General features: G+C 70.9%; 17 protein-coding genes and 1 tRNA gene. 13 read left to right on the top strand and 5 right to left on the bottom strand.

The genetic code is table 11. The features are described 5' to 3' along the window. The 4 genes from VGT06_03060 to VGT06_03045 form a co-directional block, all read right to left on the bottom strand. On the bottom strand, positions 1-1059 hold a 1059-nt coding region (locus tag VGT06_03060; GenBank protein ID HEV8662114.1), incomplete at its 3' end, for a DUF4139 domain-containing protein. Positions 1060-1154: 95 nt separating this feature from the next. Further along, on the bottom strand, positions 1155-2099 hold the full coding sequence (locus VGT06_03055) for a tetratricopeptide repeat protein (GenBank protein HEV8662113.1): 945 nt from the start codon (positions 2097-2099) through the stop codon (positions 1155-1157). Positions 2100-2111: 12 nt separating this feature from the next. Further along, positions 2112-2729: a sigma-70 family RNA polymerase sigma factor gene (locus VGT06_03050; protein HEV8662112.1), complete on the bottom strand. Its 618-nt coding sequence runs from the start codon at positions 2727-2729 to the stop codon at positions 2112-2114. Positions 2730-2797: 68 nt separating this feature from the next. After that, a complete protein-coding gene (locus tag VGT06_03045; protein HEV8662111.1) occupies positions 2798-4066 on the bottom strand; it encodes an ATP-binding protein in 1269 nt (422 codons plus the stop codon). 297 nt (positions 4067-4363) lie between these two features. Between VGT06_03045 and VGT06_03040 the strand changes: the two genes are divergently transcribed. From VGT06_03040 to VGT06_02990, 11 genes are all read left to right on the top strand, one after another. Next, complete coding sequence (locus VGT06_03040) at positions 4364-5095, top strand: GntR family transcriptional regulator (GenBank protein HEV8662110.1); 732 nt, start codon at positions 4364-4366, stop codon at positions 5093-5095. Continuing rightward, positions 5092-6933, top strand: coding sequence for an aldehyde ferredoxin oxidoreductase family protein (locus VGT06_03035; protein HEV8662109.1), 1842 nt, complete (start codon positions 5092-5094; stop codon positions 6931-6933). The genes VGT06_03040 and VGT06_03035 overlap by 4 nt, the downstream gene beginning before the upstream one ends. A gap of 56 nt (positions 6934-6989) precedes the next feature. Next, the gene (locus VGT06_03030; GenBank protein HEV8662108.1) at positions 6990-7832 is read left to right on the top strand and encodes an IclR family transcriptional regulator; all 843 of its coding nucleotides are present in this window, start codon (positions 6990-6992) and stop codon (positions 7830-7832) included. 115 nt (positions 7833-7947) lie between these two features. Next, positions 7948-9525, top strand: coding sequence for an NrfD/PsrC family molybdoenzyme membrane anchor subunit (gene nrfD, locus VGT06_03025; protein ID HEV8662107.1), 1578 nt, complete (start codon positions 7948-7950; stop codon positions 9523-9525). Between the two features lie 16 nt (positions 9526-9541). Further along, a complete protein-coding gene (locus tag VGT06_03020; GenBank protein HEV8662106.1) occupies positions 9542-12319 on the top strand; it encodes a molybdopterin-dependent oxidoreductase in 2778 nt (925 codons plus the stop codon). 198 nt (positions 12320-12517) lie between these two features. After that, entirely contained in the window at positions 12518-13933 is a 1416-nt protein-coding gene (pyk, locus tag VGT06_03015; protein HEV8662105.1) for a pyruvate kinase, read from the top strand. Between the two features lie 11 nt (positions 13934-13944). Further along, entirely contained in the window at positions 13945-14925 is a 981-nt protein-coding gene (locus tag VGT06_03010) for a hypothetical protein (protein HEV8662104.1), read from the top strand. Then, a complete protein-coding gene (locus VGT06_03005) occupies positions 14925-15782 on the top strand; it encodes a phosphosulfolactate synthase (protein ID HEV8662103.1) in 858 nt (285 codons plus the stop codon). The genes VGT06_03010 and VGT06_03005 overlap by 1 nt, the downstream gene beginning before the upstream one ends. Positions 15783-15905: 123 nt before the next feature. Next, positions 15906-16724 (top strand): cytidylate kinase family protein, encoded by an 819-nt coding sequence (locus VGT06_03000; GenBank protein ID HEV8662102.1) that lies wholly within the window; start codon positions 15906-15908, stop codon positions 16722-16724. A gap of 29 nt (positions 16725-16753) precedes the next feature. Beyond that, on the top strand, positions 16754-18370 hold the full coding sequence (ggt, locus tag VGT06_02995; GenBank protein ID HEV8662101.1) for a gamma-glutamyltransferase: 1617 nt from the start codon (positions 16754-16756) through the stop codon (positions 18368-18370). Between the two features lie 25 nt (positions 18371-18395). Then, positions 18396-19271 carry a CoA ester lyase gene (locus VGT06_02990; GenBank protein HEV8662100.1) on the top strand — a complete coding sequence of 292 codons (876 nt, stop codon included), beginning with the start codon at positions 18396-18398 and terminating at the stop codon, positions 19269-19271. Positions 19272-19292: 21 nt separating this feature from the next. On the opposite strand, the gene VGT06_02985 is transcribed toward VGT06_02990, so the two are convergent. Continuing rightward, positions 19293-19475 (bottom strand): glutaredoxin family protein, encoded by a 183-nt coding sequence (locus VGT06_02985; protein HEV8662099.1) that lies wholly within the window; start codon positions 19473-19475, stop codon positions 19293-19295. A gap of 274 nt (positions 19476-19749) precedes the next feature. Between VGT06_02985 and VGT06_02980 the strand changes: the two genes are divergently transcribed. Together VGT06_02980 and VGT06_02975 are read left to right on the top strand one after the other, a co-directional pair. Beyond that, positions 19750-19825 (top strand) — tRNA-Ala (locus VGT06_02980). A gap of 639 nt (positions 19826-20464) precedes the next feature. Then, the gene (locus tag VGT06_02975; GenBank protein ID HEV8662098.1) at positions 20465-20623 is read left to right on the top strand and encodes a hypothetical protein; all 159 of its coding nucleotides are present in this window, start codon (positions 20465-20467) and stop codon (positions 20621-20623) included. Positions 20624-20886 lie beyond the last annotated feature (263 nt).

Genomic DNA, 20886 nt, shown 5'->3' with positions numbered 1-20886 from the left:
CTGGGGCAGCGGCACGCCCAGCCGGTCCTGTTCCCGGTTGGCGATCTCCAGGAAGACACCGACTTTCTGGTTCGAGATGGGCGTCCCCCACTGGCTCCGGTAGTACTGGCTGGCGCCGTAGTAGCGGAGTTCCTTCTTGATCGGGATCCCTGCCACGCTGAGGAGGCTGATCTGCTTCGTCTGGTTCTGCTTGACCGTGGTGCGGCCGTCCAGGGAGTAGAGGTGGTACTCGAAGAACGCCTCCTGCTGAAACTGTCGGGAGGGCTCCGCGGCCGCGCCCTTGGCGGCGTACTCCAGCGCGTCGCGCATCTGGCGCTGCGTCGCGGCCCGGTGGATGTCGCCGGCCACCAGCTTCAGGGCGGCGTCGGGATAGGTCGCCCCGCTCTTGTTGTCGATGGTGACCCACCCCGACAGGTCGCCCCCGTCGTCGCGGGCGTTCAGGACCACCACGTAGTCGGCCTTCCAGGTGAGGCCTCCCGTGAGGTACGAGGCCTCCACGCGCTGGGGCTGCCGCGCGCGGTTCTGGAGGAGCCAGACCAGGGTGGGCTTCGGGATCAGGTTCTCCGGGATCTCGGGGAGAATGACGCGGCCATGGTGGCCCAGGTGGATCTGACCGTTGATCCGGTAGATCGGCCCTCCGCTCACGCTCAGGAGCACGGCATCAATCAGGGCGCCGTCCCCGACCATGAGCTTCACCGTCTTCCCCACGAACTTGTCGAGGAGCTTCTGCGGGTTCAGCAGGTCGTACTCGTAGTTTTGCTCGAGGATGCGCAGGCCCCCGGCGTCGGTTAGAGACTTGAAGTGGACGGTTGTCGGGTCGATCTGGGCGGCCACGTCGGTGAACTTGACCTCGTGCGTCCCGGGGGGGAGGTGGAGCTCCCGGACGTCCTTCACCAGGCCCAGGTTCCCGTTGTAGATCGTGAGGGCGACCTCCTTCTGGTGCTCCTCCGTGACGGCGGCGGCGCGGGCCGCGGGGGCGGCCGGGCTCGCGCCGCCGGCGAGCAGGAGCGGGCCGAGTCCCAGCCCAGCAATGATAACCAGTCCCATGATCCTCCGCATCGCTATCCTCCTCCGGCGCTGACGGCCGGGCGATCGGTTCGTCGGAGGGTCAGACAGCGACGGGCGGGAAAAGTTCCCTGCGTTTCCGGGATGCTTCAGGGGCAGCGCGCGGCGAGGGTGTCGCGGGCGGGATTGGCCTCGGCCGCGTCCGGGTAGCGGCGGAGCGCCTCCCGGAGGAGCCCGCAGCCGGCCGGGTCGCCGAGGGCGAGCCGGGCCTCGCCGCGCCGGAAGGCGGCGCGGGGCAGGAACGGGCTATCGGGGTAGTGCCGGGCCAGCGCCTCGTACTCGGCGGCGGCTTCCGCGTAGCGTTGCCGGGCGAAGTAGGTGTCGGCCAGCCGGAGCCGCGCGTCGGGGACGCGGGCGTCACGCGGATGCTGCGCGATGAAGGCGCGGTACTCGGCGATCGCCCGGTCGTGCTCCTGGCGGGCCGAATCCCTGAGTGCAGCCGCATACAGTTCGTCCGCCGACCCGGTCGGGGCCTGTCGCACCGCGCGCTCCTTCGGTGCTTCTGAAGGGGCGGCGCCCGTCGTGTAGGGCTTGGCCTCCTCGCGCGCTGTTGAGGGCGCCTGCTCCGGTTCGGCTCGCGGCGGGGCAGGGAGCGCCTGCCGCTCGGCCTGCTCGGTCTTCGGGGCGTCGGCGCGGCCGATCTCCTGGGCCTCCCTGCTGCGGCTCGGGGGGGACTCCGCCTCCCGGCGCACCTCGGACGATTGCTGGTAGATGAGCAGGCCCGCGAACGCCGCCAGGAAAAGGGCCAGGGCCTGGATGGGGACCTTCACGTGCAGCGGCAAGAAGAGCCACTCGGCGAGACGCCGCCACCCGGACGGGGGCACGATCCGCTGCCGGACCCGCGCAGCGAACCCCGGGGAGGGCTCGGCGGTCCCGAGGGACGTGACCGCCTGCACCGCCCGCTGGAAGGCGGTCCATTCCCCCCGGCAGGCCGCGCACTCCTCCAGATGCCGGGTGAGGGCGGCCAAGGCCGCGCCGGCCATGGTCCTGTCGTAGAGGTCGGAGAAAGCCTCGCGGGCCTCGTCGCACGTCATCCGTCGCTCCCGTCAGAGCTGCGGGCAGAGCCGCGCCTTCATCGCCAGGCGTGCGCGGTGCAGGCGCGACCGGACGGTCCCCGGCTCCAGCCCCAGCGTCCGGGTGATTTCTTCATACGACAACCCCTGGATGTCCCGCAGGACCAGGATGAGCCGGTGGTCCTCGGGGAGGTGCGCCAGCTCGGCCTGGACGGTCCGCGAGAGGTCCGCCCGCTCCAGCAGCAGGTCGGCCCGCGGTGCCCCGTCGGGGATGCGGTCCACGGCAGCCCGGGAGTCATCTTCGTGGGCCGCCCGGCCCCGCCCGAATGCCCCTCCCCGGCGGCTCCGGGCCTGGAGGTAGCTCAGGCAGTGGTGGCTGGCGATGGCGTAGAGCCAGGTGGAGAAGCGGGAGGCGCCCTTGAACCCCCCGAGGCCCCGGTAGGCTTTGAGGAAGACCTCCTGTGCCATATCCTCGGCTTCTGCTCGGTCCCCTATCATCCGCAAGGCCAGCGTGAAGACCCATCCCTGATAGCGGCGGACGAGCGCCTCGAAGGCTCCGGCGTCCCCCGCCCGCGCCCGCTGCACCAGGTCCCGCTCTTCCTCCACGGCAGCCGCGGCCGGCGGCGCCGCGGGCACCCCGGCCCGCTGCATGCTCACTGAGACCTCTCCGCCGCCGGAAAAGTTCCGGCTCTTCCCACCGCTGATGTCGCGAGACCGCGTCACCCCTCGGTCTCCGAACCCAGGAAGGCCGTTTCGAGGGGAACTGCCAACCGCCGCGGGCCGAGGCCGACCATCTGATCGCCCCGGTATAGGACGACCGAGAGCCGGATCCGCTTTCCAAGAGCCTGCTCGCAAACCTCTAGCCCGGCGAGGTCCCCCTTCTCCACCCGGGTGGCCGTTTTCACTTCGACCGCGACCATTTCCTCCCCCCGGGCCAGGAGGAAGTCCACTTCGTGGCCGGTGTGCGTGCGCCAGAAGTAGAGCCGGTAGTCATCCTCCTGGCACGCGATCCACTTGGCCAGCTCGTTGGCCACCCAGGTCTCCGCGAGCGCGCCCGCGCGCCCCTGCTGCTGCAGCGCGGCCCAATCCCTCGAGCCGCTGAGGTGGCACGCCAAGCCCGTGTCAGTGAAGTAGAGCTTGGGGGTCTTGACCAGGCGGAGGCCCACGTTGGTGTGGTAGGCCGGGACCAGGGAGACCTGGTAGGTGAGGGCGAGCAGGTCCAGGTACCTCCGGACCGTCATCTGCGACAGTCCGAGTTCCCTGGAGAAGCCTGCCACGTTGAGCATCTGCCCGGTGCGGACGGCCGCGAGAACCAGCAGTCGGCCAAAGTCCGTCACGTACTGGATGTTCGCGAGGTCCCGGAGGTCCCGTTCCAGGTAGGTCTGGCGATAACTGTCGAACCACCGCCGGCGGCTGGCCGCCGACTGCATGAGGCTCGCCGGCGGATACCCCCCCCGCAGGACGGCATCCGTGAGGTTGGCTCTGGGTGGCCGCCGTCCGCGGGCTTTCTTCTTGACGATGGCCTGGGCATCCTTCGTCTCGAACAGGTCGCCGAAGAAGGATGGCGCCGCCAGCCCGGTCCGCTCCGCCCAGGAGAAGGGGAGGAGCCGTAGGAGGGCCATGCGTCCCGCCAGGGATTCGCTGACGGTCCGGAGGGCCAGCGGGTTAGCCGAGCCGGTCAGCAGGAACTGCCCGTTCTTACGGTCGCGGTCCACCCGACGCTTGATCGCGCGGAGGAGGTCGGGGGCGCGCTGGGCCTCGTCAATGATGAGGGGGGTGGGGTTGGCCGCCAGGAACGCTTCGGGATCGGTCAGGGCGGCGTCCAGCACCGTCCGGTCGTCGAGCGTGAGGTACGTCACCTGCCAGTCCGGTGTTACGAGGGCCTGGACAAGCGTAGACTTTCCCACCTGCCTGGCCCCGGTGATGAGCACCACCGGGAAATCCGCCAGGGATCGCTCCACCAGGGGCTGGAGATGCCGCCTCAGCATGGTGGAAATTCTACCAGATGGTGGTGGATTTTCAACAGGTTTCTGGCCCCTGATCGGCAGGCGTGAGACGAATCCCCCCGGGCCAACCAGGGATCAGGCCAGGGCGGACGTTCCGTCGTTTGGCTTCCTGCCTGGCGGTAGCCGAGGGGCGGGTCAGCCGCGAGTCAAGGAACGTGGGCCAGAAGTCCAGAGGCGATCGGATAGCCCGGCGCCGTTTCGCCTTGACAACCTCGCGTATTTTGTATACATACGGCGCCATCCGCGACCGGAGATCCTCCTGCGTCTGAGGGCCAGCCCATGCCCGCACCGCTTCCCCGCCCCCTCGAGCACCCGAACCTCCCCCTCCGGGCCTACCAGATCATCAAGGGCTGGATCGTGAGCCAGGAGCTCGGCCCGGGGGTGAAACTTCACGAGGACGTCCTGGCGGGCCGCCTGGGGGTAAGCCGGACCCCGATCCGGGAGGCCCTCTCCCGGCTGGCGCAGGAGGGCCTCGTGACCATGGTTCCGCGCCGGGGGACCTTCGTGGTGGATCTGACCCGGGAGGACATCACCGAGCTCTATGAGGTCCGCGAGGCAACCGAGGGGATGGCGGCGCACCTGGCGGCGCGGCGCCGCACGTCCGAGCAGCTCCGACAGATGCAAGCGGTATTTGCCCCCTTCCAACACGGCGTCACCCCGGCCGACCTGACGGCCTACAGCCAGGCCGACCTGCTCTTCCACGACCTCCTCATCCGGGCGGCCGGGAACCGGAGCCTGCAGCAGGTGGCCGGCTCCCTCAATGACCGGATCCAGATGCTCCGCCTGCGCTCCGTGGTCTTGCCGGGCCGCGTGAGCCGCTCCCTGGCGGAGCACCGGCAAATCCTCGAGGCGCTGGCGGCCGCCGACGCGGAGGCGGCCGAGGCGGCCGTCCGGGAGCACATCCGGAACGTCCGGGACGATGTCCTAGGGGCCCTCGCTGCCGGGCTCCTCCAGGCCGGGTCCCGGGCGGGCGGCAGGGACGGGAGCGGGGCGGGCCAGGGGGGGACATGATGTACGGCTACGGCGGCCGGATCCTGACGGTGGACCTCACGTCCGGGGAGAGCCGGATCGAGGGGATCAGCGAGCCCTTCGCCCGGGCCTTGCTGGGGGGCAACGGGTTCGCCGTCCGGCTGCTCTACGATCGGGTCGGCCCTGCCGTGGAGCCGCTGAGCCCCGAGAACGCCGTTGTCTTTGCGGTAGGCCCGATCACGGACACGACCGTGGTCGGCAACAGCCGCTGCTGCCTCGGGACCAAGTCCCCCCTGACCGGTCTCTTCTTCGACTCCACCTTTGGCGGCCAGTTCCCCTGTACCTTCAAGCGGACGGGTTTCGACGCGCTGGTCCTGACGGGGAAGGCGGCCCGCCCGGTCTACCTCCTCGTGGAGGAGTCCGGCCTCACCATCAAGCCGGCCGGCGGCCTCTGGGGGAAGACGACGGGCGACACCATCCAGGGCGTCCAGGAGCGCGAGGGGGCCGATGCGGACGTCCTGGCCATCGGCCCGGCCGGGGAGCGGCTCGTCCGCTTCGCCTGCTGCTGCCACTACTGGAAGAACCGGGAGGCGATCGCCGGCCGGGGGGGAATGGGGGCTGTCCTCGGGAGCAAGCAGGTGAAAGCGGTGGCGGTCCGGGGAAAGCGCAAGACCGAGGTGGCCGCCCCCGCGGCACTCAAGACGGTCGTCGATGCCACCCGCGAGGATCTGAAGAAGGGGACCCACGGCCTCAAGCTGTACGGTACGCCCGTCCTGGTCAACCCCATCAACGCGCTCGGCGGCCTGGGCTGGCGGAACATGCAGGGCGAGGTCGTGCCTGACGCGGACAAGATCAGCGGGGAGACCTACAAGGAGCACTTCTGGGCCCGGGACACGACCTGCCTGAAGTGCTCCGTGGCCTGCGGCAAGACCTTCGACGTCAAGGACGGGGAATGGACCGGGCTCCGCTGGAAGCTCCCCGAGTTCGAGACCATCTTCGCCCTCGGGAGCCTGAACGCCCACGTGGACGCCGCCGCCCTCGTGAAGGGGGAGGAGCTCTGCGACCAGCTCGGCCTGGACACCATCTCGATGGGGGTGACCATCGCCTTCGCCAACGAGGCCTTCGAGCGGGGGCTCCTGACGGAGCGGGAGACGGGGATGCCCCTCCGCTTCGGCGATCCGCACGTGGTCCTGCGCCTCATCGAGATGACGGGCACCCGCTCCGGGTTCGGGGACTGGCTGGCCGAGGGGTCGGAGCGGCTGGCGGCCCGCCTGGGGTACCACCGCACCCGGGAGTTCCTCTACACGGCGAAGGGGCTGGAGGTGCCGGCCCACTCGCCCCGCGCCCTCAAGGGGATGGCCATCGGGTATGCTACCTCGACGCGGGGCGGGAGCCACCACGACGTCCGGCCCACCCCCCAGTACACCAAGGCGGTGGACCGGCTGACCACCGCGGATAAGCCGGCCTTCGCCTGCCGGAGCCAGAACTTCACCGCCGTGGGGGATTCGCTGGTCCTGTGCCGGTTCACGGCGGAGCGGGGGCTCGGCCTCTTCCTCAACGAGAACTACCGGGCGATCATCGCCGCCGTCACCGGGTGGGACTGCTCCCTCGAGGAGGTCGAAGCGATGGGGGAGCGGATCTACACGCTCGAGCGGGCCTTCAACTGCCGGGAGGGGGCGCGCCGCAAGGACGACGCGCTCCCCTACCGGGTCCAGCACGTCCCGATCCCGGAGGGGCCCTCGAAGGGCATGCACTGTCCGCCCGAGGAGCTGGAGCCCCTCCTCGCCGAGTACTACCGGCTGCGGGGCTGGGACGGTGAGGGGGTCCCGACGCTCGAGACCCTGAGCCGCCTCGAACTCGATCTCGCCATCGCCCCCTAGGGCAGGGACGCCCCCGGCGGGGGAACGTCCGGGACGGGGAAGCCAGGGAGACCGAGATGAGTCGAATGCGGCGGCGGATGGGAGGCGAGAAGACACGGCTGGCCCAGTCGCTCGGGCGGGGGCTGCACATCCTGGAGGCCTTCACCCGGGAAGCGCCCGAGCTGGGCGTGACCGAGCTCGGGTTGCGCCTGGGGCTGGCCAAGAGCACGGTGCACCGCCTCCTGGCCACCCTCCAGGCCCGGGGGTACGTTCGGAAGAACCTCCGATCCGGGAAGTACCGCCTCGGGACCCGGGCCTGGGAGGTCGGCTGCATCGCCGCGGGCCAGCTTGGCCACCGGGAGGCGAGTCGCGCCTCCTTGGAGCGCCTGGCCCGCGAGGCGGCGGAGACGGCCCACCTCGCCATCCTGGATGGGGCCGAGGTGGTCTACCTCGACCGCGTGGAGGGGACGGTCCCCGCCCACGCCGAGGCTCCGTTGGGGGGCCGCGTCCCGGCCCACGCCGTCTCCGCCGGGAGGGCCCTCCTGGCCTTCCTGGACCCGGAAGGCCTTCGGAAGGTCCTCGCTCGGGGCCTTCGGCGCTTCACCCCGGCAACGATCGCCGATGAGGTGAAGCTGCGGGAGGAGCTGGAGGCGGTCCGGGGGACCGGGTACGCCGTGGCGATCGGGGAGTGGCGGGCTGAGGTGGGCAGCATCTCCGCCCCGGTCCGGGACGGCAGCGGCGAGGCTACCCTGGCGGTCGGCGTCAGCGCCGCAACGACGGCGCTTCTGCCGGAGCGGATCGAGGCTCTTGCCGCGCTCGTCCGGGCGGCTGCCGGTCGGCTCTCCCGCGAGCTGGGCTTCCCCGGCAACGTCCCGGCCGGCGCGGGACCTGAGTCCGCGGGTGGCCCCGCTCGGGCCTGACGCCGGAGTCGTCCCGCGTTCCCCCTCGGGAAGTCCTCGGCCCATCGATTCCGACTCCGGAGCGCACGCCAGAAGGCGCCCGGGAGCCCCCGGGTTGAGCCGCGGGACGCGCCCCATGCCGAACTACGGCTTCGCCATCGACGTCCGGAAGTGCATCGGCTGCCACGCCTGTACCGTCGCGTGCAAGGCCGAGCACGAGATCCCCATCGGGGTCTGGCGCTGCTGGGTCAAGACGGTCGAGAAGGGGACCTTCCCCGAGACCCGGCGCTTCTTCCTCCCGGTCCTCTGCAACCAGTGCGAGGCGGCCCCCTGTGCCCGGATCTGCCCCACGGGCGCCCTCTTCTTCCGCCCCGACGGGATCGTGGACCTGGATGGGGACCGGTGCATCGGCTGTCGGGCCTGCATGGCCGCGTGCCCCTATTCCCAGATTTTCATCGACCCGAACACCCACACGGCCGAGAAGTGCAACTTCTGCGCGAACCGGGTGGACCGGGGGCTGCAACCGGCCTGCGTCGTGGTCTGCCCGACCGAGTGCCGGATCTTCGGCGACCTGGACGACCCGGACAGCCAGCTGAGCCGGCTGCTCGAGCGGGAGGCCACGACGGTCCGGAAGCCGGAGAAGGGGACCCGTCCCAAGATCTGGTACGTGGAGGCGGAGGAGAGCGCCATCACGCCGCTCGCCGCCACCCGCCCGCCGCTCTACCGAGAGGGAGAGGTGGGCGTGAGCCTGCTCGCCCTGGCCCGCGGGAACGGGGGGGGCGGGCAGCGGGAGCTCCCGCCGCGCGGGCCGATGGGGCAGGGGGATGCCTCGGTTCCCCAACCCCAAGGCGTGGCCCCGAAGGTGGACTACGATGTCTTTCACCGGATGCCCTGGGGGAAGGACGTGGCAGCCTACCTCCTGACCAAGGGGATCAGCACCGGGGCCTTCCTCGTTTCGCTCCTCTTGTGGCGCTTCGGCAGCGGTCCCGAGGCGCTCAGCCTCTGGGCCGGGCCGGGCCTGGGCCTCGCCTTCCTCCTGGTGACCGCGGGGATCCTGGTCTACGACCTGGAGCGGCCGGCGCGCTTCCTCTATATCCTGCTGAAGCCGAACTTCTCCTCGTGGCTCACCCTGGGCTCCTTCTGTCTGCTGGGGTATGGAGGGGTCGCGACCCTCTGGCTCGCCGCCGTCCTCACCGGCCAACTGGCGTGGCTCGACCTGCTGCTCTGGCCCGCCGTGGCGCTCGCCTTCCTCTCGACGATCTACACCGCGTTCCTCTTCGCGCAGGCCGAGGCCCGGGACCTCTGGCAGGGGCCGCACACGCTCCTGCACCTGCTGGCCCAGGCGGGGGCGGCGGGCGCGGGGGCCCTGCTCCTCGCCGGGTTCGCAGTGGGGGCGAGCCCGGCGGCGATCGGCACGCTCAGAGGAGTCCTGGGGATCGGCGTGGCGGTCCACCTCCTGGTTCTCTTGGCCGAGCACTGCGTCTCCCACCACCCCACGGCGGATGGGAAGATGGCCAGCCAGCTGATCGTGCGCGGGCCCTTCCGCCGCCTCTTCTGGGGGGGAGCCGTGCTGGCGGGAGGCTTCCTCCCGCTCCTGCTCCTGCTGCTCCCCGGCCCCGGCCCCGCGCTGGTAGCCGCGGCGGCCGCCCTGGCCGGCGCGCTCTGCTGGGAAGTCACCTGGGTCTATGCGGGTCAGGCCGTCCCCCTGGCCTGACGGAGGGCTCACCCCCATGGCGCTCGACCCGATCGCGAAGGTAGGGCGCGAGCTGGCCAAGTTCCCCCCGCCGGACCAGTGGGAGGACTGGGTCGAATACGAGTCCACCGCCTGGCCGAAGAAGGAGGAGCGGCACTACTGGATCGTCCCCAGCATCTGCTTCAACTGCGAGTCGGCCTGCGGGATCCTGGCCTACGTGGACAAGGCGGACTTCACGGTCCGGAAGATCGAGGGGAACCCCGTCCACCCGGGGAGCCGGGGGCGGCTGTGCGCCAAGGGAGCGGTGACCCCGAACCAGCTTCGCGACCCGGACCGCATCCTCTACCCGCTGAAGCGGGAGGGGCGCCGGGGGGAGGGGAAGTGGCGGCGGGTTTCCTGGGGCGAGGCGCTGGCCGAGATCGCCGCCCGGATGCGTCGCGCCTTCCAGGAGGGGCGGCGCCAGGAGGTGATGTACCACATCGGCCGGCCGGGGGAGGACGGCTACGTGATGCGGGTCCTCCAGGCCTGGGGGATCGACGGCCACAACAGCCACACCAACGTCTGCTCCTCCTCGGCCCGGCTGGGCTTCGCGCTCTGGAACGGGGATGATCGCCCCTCCCCCGACTTTGCCAACGCCGCCACGGTTCTTCTCCTGACGTCCCACCTGGAGACGGGCCACTACTTCAACCCCCACGCCCAGCGGATCATCGAGGCCCAGGGCCGGGGGGCCCGCCTCATCACCATCGATCCCCGCCTGAGCCACACCGCCAGCAAGGCCGACCTGTGGCTCCCCGCCTATTCGGGGACCGAGGGGGCCATCCTCCTGGCCATCGCCAGCCACCTCCTGGAGACGGGACGGTTCGACGCCGCATTCGTCCGGGACTGGGTGAACTGGCCCGAGTTCCTCGCCGCGGAGCACCCCGAGAAGCCCCGGACCTTCGAGACGTTCCTGGAGGTCCTGCGGGCGCTGTACCGGGAGTACACCTTCGAGTTCGCGGAGCGGGAGACGGGGGTGGCCGCGGATCTGATCCGGCAGGCGGCGGAGGCGGTCGCGGATGCGCGGGGCCGGCTCGCCACCTACAACTGGCGCGCGGCGGCCGCGGGGAACCTGTGGGGCTGGCAGATCACCCGCTGTCTCTACCTCCTGGTGGTCCTGACCGGCTCCGTCGGGACCGAGGGGGGGACCGGCCTGCACCGCTGGAACAAGTTCGTCCCCAAGCACCCGAACCCGGCACCCGCTCCCGCCTCCTGGAACGAGCTCACCTTCCCCCGGGAGTACCCTCTGGCGCACTACGAGATGTCCTTCCTCCTCCCCCACTTCCTGAAGGAGGGGCGCGGCCGGCTGGAGGTGTACTTCACCCGGGTCTTCAACCCGGTCTGGACCTACCCGGATGGCTTCACCTGGATGGAGGTCCTCGAGGATGAGGCCAAGGTCGGGTGCCACGTGGCCCTGACCCCCACGTGGAGCGAGACGGCCTGGTTCGCCGATTACGTCCTCCCCGTCGGCCTCGGGACCGAGCGCCACGACACGATGAGCCAGGAGACCCACGCGGCCCGGTGGATCGGATTTCGCCAGCCGGTGCAGCGGGTGGCGATGGAGAAGGCCGGGCGGACGGTGCGGTTCACCCACGAGGCGAACCCCGGGGAGGTGTGGGAGCACAATGAGTTCTGGATCGAGCTCTCCTGGCTGGTGGACCCGGACGGTGCCCTGGGGATCCGCCGGTACTTCGAGTCCCCCTACCGGCCGGGCGAGAAGATCACGGTGGAGGAGTACTACCGCTGGATGTTCGAGGAGGGGGTGCCCGGGCTGCCCGCGGCGGCGGCGCGGGAGGGGCTGACCCCGCTGGAGTACATGCGGAAGTACGGGGTCTTCACGGTGGAGGAGCGGGTCTACCGGCTGCACGAGCGCCCCGTCGCGCCAGCCTCCCTTCAGGGCAGCACGCCCGATCCCGAGACCGGCACCGTCCGGAAGGCGGGCCGGCCCGTCGGGGTGCTGGTGAACGGGAAGCCCTGCGTCGGCTTCGACACTCCCTCCCGCAAGCTGGAGTTCTGGAGCCGGACCCTGAAGGAGTGGCAGTGGCCGGAGCACGCCCTCCCCGACTACACCCGGAGCCACGTCTACTGGCGCGACCTAAAGCGGGGGGAGAACGAGTTCGATCTGATGCCCAACTTCCGCCTCCCCACGCTGATCCACACCCGCTCCGCCGTGAAGTGGCTCTACGAGATCTCCCACAACAACCCGGTCTGGATCCACACGCAGGACGCGGAGCGGCTCGGCGTCCAGACCGGGGACCTCGTCAAGGTCGAGACGCCGATCGGGTACTTCGTGGACCGGGTCTGGGTCACCGAGGGGATCCGGCCCGGGATCGTGGGCGTCTCCCACCATCTCGGCCGGTGGCGGCTCATGGAGGACCAGGGGCCGGCCCGCATCGCCTCGGCCCTGGTGGAGATCCGGCGGCCGGGGCCGGGCCAGTACCTGATGCGGCAGGTGCACGGGATCCGCCCCTTCCCGTCCGGCGACCCGGACACGGAGCGGGTCTTCTGGCGGGAGGCGGGCGTGAACCAGAACCTGACCTTCCCCGTTCAGCCGGATCCGGTCAGCGGGATGCACTGCTGGCACGTGAAGGTCCGCCTGACGCGGCCCGCCCCGGAGGATCGCTACGGCGATATCTTCGTGGACACGAACCGATCCTTCGCCCTCTACCGGGACTGGTTGCAGATGGCCCGGCGGGCTCCCGGTCCCGAACAGTTGCGCCGGCCCCTCTGGCTCGACCGGCCCGGGCGGCCGGTCGGGGAATGCTTCCTCCTGACGTGAGGCGGGGCGGAGGGCGCCCCCCGCTTTTGTCTTGTGGGGAGGCCGGGATTCTTTATACAGTGTGACCTCCAGGGGTTGGAGCGCTCCAGAGGCGGCCGCCATGCGGCGGCCGGCTGGCGGGCGCTCCACTCAGGGCAATATCGGGGGGTGCCGACCCGCCCCGGGTGGGGTGTGGGGGCCGCCTCGAGGGGAGCGCGTATGCGTCGCACGAAGATCGTCTGCACTCTGGGGCCCTCCAGCCGAACCGAGGGGGTCATCCGGGGTCTCATCCGCAAGGGAATGGACGTGGCCCGCCTCAACTTCGCGCACGGGACGCACGCGGACCACCGACGCCTCATCGAGCTGGTCCGGCGCCTCTCGCAGGAGGAGGGGAGACCCGTGGCGATCCTCCAGGACCTGGCCGGCCCGAAGATGCGGATCGGGGAGCTCGCCACGGAGTCCATCTACCTCAGGCCCGGGGACGTCCTCACCATCACGACCCGAAAGGTGGTGGGGACGTCGGAGGTCGTCTCCGTCGGGCACCCGGAGCTGTTGGAGCAGGTGGAGGTCGGAGACCCCCTCCTCCTCTCGGACGGGCGGCTCCGCCTGGAGGTGACCGCCAAGGGCCCGGAGGAGGTCCGCTGCCGGGTCATCGTGGGGGGGACGCTCTTCCCCCACAAGGGGGTGACGCTCCCCGCGGGCGGGCACAAGGTGAAGGCCCTGACCGAGAAGGACCGGGCCGACCTCGCCTTCGCCGTCCAGCAGGGGGTGGACTACCTGGGCGTCTCGTTCGTCCGGACGGCCGAGGACATCCGCCAGGCCAAGGCCCTGCTGCAGGAGGCCGGGGCGGAGATCCCGGTGGTCGCCAAGATCGAGAAGCGGGACGCCCTGGAGAACATCGAGGAGATCCTGGAGGCCACGGACAGCATCATGATCGCGCGGGGGGACCTGGGGGCGGAGATCCCGCTCGAGGAGGTCCCGCTGGCCCAGAAGCGGCTCATCGCCATGGCGAACGCCCTGGCGAAGCCGGCCATCACCGCCACGCAGATGCTCTCCTCCATGGTGGCGAGCCCGCGCCCCACCCGGGCGGAGGCCTCCGACGTGGCCAATGCGGTCCTGGACGGGACCGATGCCGTCATGCTGTCGGAAGAGAGCGCCACGGGGCGCCACCCGGTGGAGGCGGTGGCCGTGATGGCCCGCATCGCCGAGGCCGCCGAGCGGGCCCTGGAGGAAGAGGCCTGGACGGAGCGCCGGCGGTCCTCGCGCCAGGCCCGGACCGTCCACTTCGCCATCTGCGAGGCAGCCTGCCTGGTTGCCCAGGAGCTGAAGGCCAAGGCCATCGTCTGTCCCACCCGGACCGGGACGACGGCCCGGCTCATCGCCGGGCTCCGGCCCCGCCAGCCGATCCTGGCCGCGAGCCCCTCGGAGATGGTCGCCCGGCGCCTTGCGATGGTGTGGGGCGTCACGCCCATGGTCACCGACAAGCCCGGGGACATGGACGCCATGATGGCCCAGGCGAAGGAGGCGGCAGTGGCCTCCGGCCTCGTGCAGCCTGGGGACCGGTTCGTCATCACGGCGGGTCCCCCCACCGGGCCGCCGGGAACGACGAACCTCATCAAGGTGGACGTGGCCTGAGGCGAGATGCCATGCACCGGCGGGGGGTGCAGCTCCTGGATCTGCGCCTCGGCCTGGTGAGCAACAACGGCGAGCTCATCCGCAGGCCGGAGTACTTCACCGCCCAGGTCCAGCAGTCCCTCCTGACCGACTACCATGCCATCCAGGAGATCCCGTACGCGCCCGATCTGGACGCCGAGATCCTCGTCCTGGATGAGAAGGAGGCACCCCCTAGGCTCCTCCTGGGAGAGGACCGGGTAGTGGCCGTGGGCGACTTCACGGCCCTCGAGGCGAGCGTCCTGGACCGGCGCTACACGCTCTTCGGGAACCTGGGGTTCCTGTACCGGTACATCATCTACGCCCTGGAGAAGCATCACCGGACCTACACGTTCCACGCGAGCGCCATGCTGGACGAGGCCACCGGCGAGCTCTGGCTGATCCCCGGGGCGGCGGGGGCCGGCAAGACCTGCCTCCTCCTGGCCGGCCTGACGCGCGGGTTCACCGTCTTCAGCACCGAGATGACCCACCTCCGCATCGGCGACGGCGGCTACCGGTTCTTCAAGGGCTCCCTGTTCGATAACGTCCGCGTGGGAAATCTCACCCAGGACTTCCCGGAGGCGGCGGCCCGCCTCGGGGTGAGGCTCCCGAAGGTGGCGGACGTCTGGGCCACCAAGATCGCCCTGGACCTGGCGCCGGTCCAGACCGCCCGGGACACCCTGGAGAGCCCGCCGCTGCGCATCGTGCACCCCAAGGTGGAATCGGGGAGGACCAGCGCGGTCGTGACGGCCATCGAGCCGCGGGAGCGGCTGGTCAAGCTCCTCTTCGACAGCGCCACCGAGAAGCACGGGCAGACGGTCCTCCTCTACGAGTGCCTCCCCGTGCCCGCCCTGGACACGCCGGAGCTGGCCCGCCGCCGGCTGGAGGGGATGCGCGCCCTGGTGGACCGGGCCGAGATCCGGAGCGCCCGGGCGACCCTCTGTGGCCCGCGAAACTGCCTGGAGGGGCTCGCCTGATGCCGCGACCGCGCAGCAAGACCGGGACGGGCAAGGGGACGGCGATCCGGAAGGCCTGGGACGGGGTCTTCACGCTCCCGGTGAAGGAGCGGGTCGGCAAGCCTCGGGCCATCGGCTGGACGATGGTCATCGACAAGGGGCTCGGCCTGCACCAGACGGCCGACCTGATGGCGGCGGCGGCGGATGCCATTGACGTGGTGAAGCTCACCTTCGGCACCTCCGCCTTTTTCGAAGCCCCCCTCCTGAAGCGCAAGGTTGGCCTGATCACGGCAGCCGGGTGCTCCTGCATGCCGGGGGGGACCTTCCAGGAGGTCTGCGTGTGGCAGGGGACCTTCGACCGCTACCTGGCCCGCGCGGAGGCGCTGGGGTTCAACGCCATCGAGATCTCCGACGGCACCATCGCCATGGACGCGCGGACCCGGGAGGTGGTGGTCCGGAAAGGGGTGCGGGCCGGCTTCCGGGTGATCACGGAGGTGGGGAAGAAGGACCCCGAGGAAGCGCTCACGATGCAGACCCTGGCCGAGGAGGCGGAGCGGGACCTGGCCTCTGGGGCATTCATGGTCCTGGTGGAGGCCCGGGAGGCCGGGCGCGGCGTCGGCGTGATGGATGCGCACGGGATCCCGCTGGACGCCGAGATTGACGCCCTGGTGGCGGCCGTCCGGGATCCCTCCCGTCTCATCTGGGAGGCGCCGCTGGCGGCCCAGCAGCGGCATTTCGTCCTCCGGTTCGGGCCAAATGTGAGCCTCGGGAACGTCGCCCCCGAGGATGTGCTGGCGCTGGAGGCGCTCCGCTGCGGCCTCCGGGGGGAGACCCTGAAGCGGGCGTGGCGGGCCGACCCCGACTTCCGGCGGCGGTAGGGGTGCCGATACTCCCCATGATCCGCACGGGGGGCGGCAGGTCGAGCTGCTGATGGGGGGAGCCCGCGGCCGGATCGCCGGACGCGCGGGGGAGGGGGCGGGGGTGCCCCGAGGGAGGTGGCCATGGCGGTCCTGACCATTTCCCAGGAACTGGGGAGCGGTGGCACCGCGATCGCCGCGCGCGTGGCCGAGGCGTTACGCCTGCGCGTGGCAGACCGGGAGATCATCCTGAAGGCGGCTGCCGCCTACGGGATCCACGAGACCAAGCTGGAGGAGGTGGCCGACCAGGCGCCGACCCTCTGGGAGCGGATCGACGAAGAGAAGCGGCGGTACTCCGTCTACGTGCGCGAGGCCGTCTACGATCTGGCCCGGGAGGGTCAGGTCATCCTGGTGGGGCGGGGGGGGCAGGTGCTGTTCCGGGATGTCCCCCACGTCCTGAAAGTCCGGATCGTGGCGCCGCTCCCGGTCCGGGCCCGCCGGGTGGCGGAGCGGCAGAAGCTGGACCCGGAGGCCGCCCTCCGGATCGTGGAGCGGGATGACCGGGACCGGGCGGCCCGCATGCGCTACCTCTTCGACGTGGACTGGCGTGACCCGCGCCTCTACGACCTGGTCCTGAACACCGGCTATCTCTCTGCCGAGTCGGCGGCCGACGTCATCGTCGCGCTGGCCCGCAAGCCGGAGTTCACCATGACCCCCGAGTCGCTGGCTGCCCTGGCCGACCTCTTCCTCGCCAGCAGGGTGGAGGCCGCCTTGGCCTCGGACCCCCGCACGCGGGGCGCGGTCCTGAGCGCCTCCTGCCGGCAGGGGCGCATCCTGGTGAGCGGCGGCGTCTACAGCGAGACGAGTCGACAGGCGGTCGAGGAGATCGCGAGGGCCATCCCCGGGGTCAGCGCCGTCCAGACTGACCTGTACATCGAGCCCATCGCCTGGGGCCTCTCCTAGGTGCGCTTCGTCGTGATGGAGGGGCGCCGGTGCCCGCCCGAAGTCTGATCCCCCCCTTCGCCCACCGTCCCCTGGTCATCGGCCGGCGCGGCCTCGTGGCGGCGGGACACCCCCTCGCCGCCCTGGCCGGGATGCGGGTCCTCCTGGAGGGGGGAAACGCCGCCGACGCCGCGGCGGCGACCGCGTGGGCCATGGCGGTCGTCCGGCCCCACGCCAGCGGTCTCGGGGGGGACGCCTTCAGCCTCGTCTACTGGCGGCGGGAGGGGAAGGTCACGGCGCTGAACGCGAGCGGGCGGGCGCCGGGGGGAGCCACGGCCGAGGTCTTCCGCCGGCGCGGCTGGGAGCGGATCCCCGAGCGGGGCGTCCTGGCCTGCACGGTGCCGGGGGCGGTGGACGGATGGCTGGCGCTCGCCGAACGGCACGGGACGATGCCGAGGGAGCGCCTGATCGCTCCGGCCATCGAGCTGGCGGAAGAGGGGTTCGGGGTCAGCGACCGGTTCGCCGAGGACGTGGCGACCCACCGGAAGGTGCTGGCGAAGCAGCCGGAGGCGGCCGCCCTCTTCCTGCCGGGCGGCAGGCCGCTCGGCCGCGGGGAGCGGTTCCAGCAGCCCGGATTGGCCCGGGCCCTCCGTGCGGTGGCGGAGGGAGGACGGGACGCCTTCTACCGGGGTCCGGTGGCGAAGGCGATCGCCGCCTTCTGCCAGCGGGAGGGGGGACTGCTCACCGAGGCCGACTTCGCCGCGCACGTGAGCGACTGGGTGGAGCCCATCGAGTCCACCTACCGGGGCTGCCGGATTGTGGAGTTCCCCCCCAACACGCAGGGGATGGCCCTCCTGCTCGCCCTGAATATCCTGGAGGGGTTCGACCCGGGTCTGCTGACACGCGAGCCGGCGGAGTGGCTCCACCTCTGCATCGAAGCCAAGAAGCTCGCCCTGGCCGACCGGGACCGATACATCAGCGACCCCTCCCGGGTCGAGATCCCGCTCGCCGTGCTCCTCTCCAAGGCCTACGCCGCCGAGCGCCGGGCGAAGATCGACCGGGAGAAGGCGGCGCCGGAGGTGGAGAGCGGGGATGCCTGGCCGAAGGGGGAGGACACCACCTACCTCGCCGTGGCGGACGCCGATGGCAACCTCATCTCTCACATCCAGAGCATCTTTTCCTCGTTCGGCGCGGGGGTGGTGGCGGGGGAGACCGGGATCCTGCTGAATAACCGGCTGAAGGCGTTCACGCTCCGGGAGGAGCACGTCAACCGTCTGGAGCCGGGGAAGCGCACCATGCACACCCTGAACCCGGTCCTGGTCTTTCGGGGGGCGGCCCCCGTCCTGGCGGCTGGATCCCCCGGCGCCGAGGGGCAGGTTCAGATCCTGATCCAGGTTCTTACGGCCTTCCTGCATGGGGAGGCCGACCTGCAGCGGGTCATCGAGGCGCCCCGCTGGCGCAACGACGCGGGGGTCGAGCTCCTGGCGGAATCTCGGATGTCGCGCGCCGTCCTCTCCGCCCTCGCCGCCAAGGGGCACCGGGTCCGGCGGGTGGGTCCCTGGTCCCAGACGATGGGGGGGGTCCAAGGGATTCAGGTGGACGCGGCGGCAGGACTCTACTACGGCGGCGCGGACCCCCGGCGCGAAGGGTACGCCATCGGCTGGTAGCGGGGTCGGTCCGCCGGAGGTCCCGATGCGGGTTCGGCGCAGCCTCCTCTTCATCCCGGGAAGCGACGAGCGGAAGCTGGCCAAGAGCCGGGCGCTCACCCCCGATGCGTTCATCCTTGACCTGGAGGACGGGGTCGCGCTCGACCGGAAAGACGAGGCGCGGCAGCGGGTCGCGAGCTACCTCCGGGAGGTTTCCCCCGGAGGAGCCGAGCGAGCCGTCCGGTTGAATGGTCTGCACTCCCGCTTCTTCGCCGATGACGTCCGGGCCATCGCCCCGGCCCGACCAGACGCGCTCGTCCTTCCCAAGGTGGAGTCGCCGGAGGCGGTGGCCGCGATCGAGGCGGGCGTGGGGGCAGCGGAGCGCGCGGCCGGGGTGCCGGCCCCCGGCCCTCCCCTGCTCCTCTTCATCGAGTCGGCGCGGGGCCTGGCGGCCGCCGCGGCCATCGCCCGCGCCAGCCGCCGCGTCGAGGCCCTCATCCTGGGGCACGCTGATTTCTGCAAGGACCTCGGGGTCCGCCAGGCCCGGGCCGCGGAGGGAATCCTCCTGCACATCCGCTGCGCCCTGGTCCTGGCCGCCCGGGCGGCGGGGATCGACGCGATCGATACCATCTACGAGGCGCTGGGGGATCTCGAGGGGCTGCGAGCGGAGGCGGAGCAGGCGGCCGCCCTGGGGTTCGCGGGGAAGCTGGCGCTGCACCCGGCGCAGGTGGAGCCAATCCAGGCCGCCTTCACGCCGAGTCCGGAGGAGATAGCCTACGCCCGGCGCGTGGTCGAGGGGTTCGAGGCAGCGCAAGCCGCGGGCAGGGGGGTGTTCACTCTGGAGGGCCGGATGATTGACGAGCCCTTCGTCGAGGTGGAGCGGCGTCTGCTGGCCCGGGCCCGGCAGGCCGGGCTGGCGTGAGGGCGGGCCGGCCGGCCCGCGTCAGGAGCCGGCCAGCGCCTTCTCGATCGCGGCCTTGTCGAAGCCGTGGATCCGCTGCCCGTCGATGATCGTGACGGGAATGCTGTTGTAGCCCATCTTCCGCAGCTCGTTCAGCGCCGCGGCGTCTTCCCGGACGTTCTTATCGGTGAAGGGGATCTTCTTCTGTGAAAGCAACTCTTTCACCTGGTGGCAGGCCCCTCACCCGGTTGCGCTGTACACGATAACGCTCTTGGCCATCCGGTTGCCTCCGTGAGCTGTTGAGGCGAATCGACCTTTCAGATGCTGGCGGGTGGACCGTGGGTGCACCCGCTCTTCGGGCCGCTGGCCGCCGCCCCGTCGGGGCGAGGCCGCCGCCACCCTAGCCGAGGGGGGGCGGCGCGTCAAGGCTTCGAGCCCATTTCTCCTTGACTTTTCAGGGGCTCGGGTCTAGAAATAATTCCCGCTCTTTCGACAATCTGGGGCTGTGGCGCAGTTGGGAGCGCGCGTGACTGGCAGTCACGAGGCCACGGGTTCGAATCCCGTCAGCTCCACCAGCTTCTCGCTTGCGCGGGAGTTGCATCGCCGTGCTGCGGTCTGCTGCCAAGTGAGCTCTCCCAACTTCCCGCCACTGCCGCCGTCGGCCGCGAATAACGCCTTGGGAGCATCGCTCCTGCTCCCTGCCTAATTCCCCCAGCAGCTTCTCCCCGGCGCTCCGTCCCCCCCTGGCCGTCTGGTACGTAGGCTCCCCTCGCCGAGACCTTTCGCCCCGCGCTCGTCCTCCGACTGGGCGACCGGGGAACGCCAGGGCGCTCCGGTTGATCCTCCTGCCCACCTCGGTTCCTGCGCCTTCGCGGGCCCCCAGGGGATCCTGCCGAGGAAGGCCACGCATTCGCCCCACTTCGGACCACCCAGAACGCCACAACCGGCTGTTTGGGGGACTCCTGTATGGCGTCGGGGTACGGCCACGGCCATACAGGCACCTCTCGCCGCTCCCTTCGGCATCGCCTATGCAGCCGCGTGCACACAAGAGGACCCGCTATTCACACCGGGACAGTTCCCAGGCTGGCGCGCCCCTGGGCGGGGTGCTGGCACCCGAGGAACGGAATGTGCGGTCGCGCCGGCCAGCAAGCCCCGGAAAGTCTGCTCACACGACAAACTGAATGGCCATTATCCATCAAGCAGGGAGAGTGACCATGAAAGGGCGAGGTGCCGTGATAGCTCTGCGCGGAAGTCTCCGGGGGACGCTGACGGCGGCGGCCGCCCTCCTGGCAGTGCCGTGCTGGCTCGGGGGCGCGGGGAGTGCCGAAGCCGTCGAGGCCGTCTATTGGGTGGACGGGGCAAACCCGGCCTGACCCAGGTCCTGGCACGGAGGTCGACCCATACTGCCATATTCAGGCGGCGGCCAATGCCCATAGCGGGCCGGAGGTCACGATCAAGGTGAAGCCGGCTACCTACGCGGAGCGGGTGAACGTGCCGGGCAATGGCGCTGCAAACCAACCCTACAAGTTTGTCGCCGCTGGGACTGGGGTCATCGTGACGGGGGCTGGCGGGGCAGAGGCGTTCTTCGTGCCCTGGAACCGGTCCTATGTCACCATTGAGGGTTTCACCATCACCG

The organism is Candidatus Methylomirabilis sp., from assembly GCA_036000645.1.
Taxonomy (GTDB): Bacteria; Methylomirabilota; Methylomirabilia; order Methylomirabilales; family JACPAU01; genus JACPAU01.
This window is presented reverse-complemented; position numbering and strand designations above follow the sequence as displayed.

Bases quoted from the DNA above. Each gene is read 5' to 3' on its own strand.
- VGT06_03055 (HEV8662113.1), bottom strand. From the start codon at position 2,099: ATGACGTGCGACGAGGCCCGCGAGGCTTTCTCCGACCTCTACGACAGG.
- VGT06_03050 (HEV8662112.1), bottom strand. From the start codon at position 2,729: ATGCAGCGGGCCGGGGTGCCCGCGGCGCCGCCGGCCGCGGCTGCCGTG.
- VGT06_03045 (HEV8662111.1), bottom strand. From the start codon at position 4,066: ATGCTGAGGCGGCATCTCCAGCCCCTGGTGGAGCGATCCCTGGCGGAT.
- VGT06_03040 (HEV8662110.1), top strand. From the start codon at position 4,364: ATGCCCGCACCGCTTCCCCGCCCCCTCGAGCACCCGAACCTCCCCCTC.
- VGT06_03035 (HEV8662109.1), top strand. From the start codon at position 5,092: ATGATGTACGGCTACGGCGGCCGGATCCTGACGGTGGACCTCACGTCC.
- VGT06_03030 (HEV8662108.1), top strand. From the start codon at position 6,990: ATGAGTCGAATGCGGCGGCGGATGGGAGGCGAGAAGACACGGCTGGCC.
- nrfD (HEV8662107.1), top strand. From the start codon at position 7,948: ATGCCGAACTACGGCTTCGCCATCGACGTCCGGAAGTGCATCGGCTGC.
- VGT06_03020 (HEV8662106.1), top strand. From the start codon at position 9,542: ATGGCGCTCGACCCGATCGCGAAGGTAGGGCGCGAGCTGGCCAAGTTC.
- pyk (HEV8662105.1), top strand. From the start codon at position 12,518: ATGCGTCGCACGAAGATCGTCTGCACTCTGGGGCCCTCCAGCCGAACC.
- VGT06_03010 (HEV8662104.1), top strand. From the start codon at position 13,945: ATGCACCGGCGGGGGGTGCAGCTCCTGGATCTGCGCCTCGGCCTGGTG.
- VGT06_03005 (HEV8662103.1), top strand. From the start codon at position 14,925: ATGCCGCGACCGCGCAGCAAGACCGGGACGGGCAAGGGGACGGCGATC.
- VGT06_03000 (HEV8662102.1), top strand. From the start codon at position 15,906: ATGGCGGTCCTGACCATTTCCCAGGAACTGGGGAGCGGTGGCACCGCG.
- VGT06_02990 (HEV8662100.1), top strand. From the start codon at position 18,396: ATGCGGGTTCGGCGCAGCCTCCTCTTCATCCCGGGAAGCGACGAGCGG.
- VGT06_02975 (HEV8662098.1), top strand. From the start codon at position 20,465: ATGAAAGGGCGAGGTGCCGTGATAGCTCTGCGCGGAAGTCTCCGGGGG.